Here is a 412-nt window from a genome sequence, read left to right on the forward strand (position 1 = left end):
GGGGCCACCCCCACACACAATACCAACCCAAAAACAACAAAAAAAAACAAATGTCCACCCCCCCCACCACAAAAAAAAAAAAAAAACAACAAAAAAAAAAAAAAAAAAACAAACAAAACCACGATCTTATAAAAAAACAAAAACAACCACCAAAAAAACAAAAACAAACAAACAACCGCAAAAAAAAAAAACAACACACCCCCCAAAAAAAAAAAAAAAAAAAAACAAACAACAAAAAAAAAAAAAAAACAAAAAACAAAACAAACCCCAAACCCACACAAAAAAAAAAAACCCCCAAACACAAAACACCCCCCCAACCCCAAACACCCACAAACCCCCAACCCAAAAACAAAAAAAAAACAAACAACAAAAAAAAAAACACAAAAAAAAAATACAAACCCCCAAAAAACAA

1 protein-coding gene is annotated in these 412 nt (G+C 31.1%); it reads right to left on the minus strand.

The annotated features are described in order from the left end of the window. Window positions 1-126: 126 nt before the first annotated feature. Window positions 127-412, minus strand: a 286-nt coding sequence (locus PUR61_RS45430; RefSeq protein ID WP_329880168.1) for a hypothetical protein, incomplete at its 5' end; no start/stop codon positions are given.

This window comes from Streptomyces sp. BE20, from assembly GCF_036322525.1.
GTDB lineage: Bacteria > Actinomycetota > Actinomycetes > Streptomycetales > Streptomycetaceae > Kitasatospora.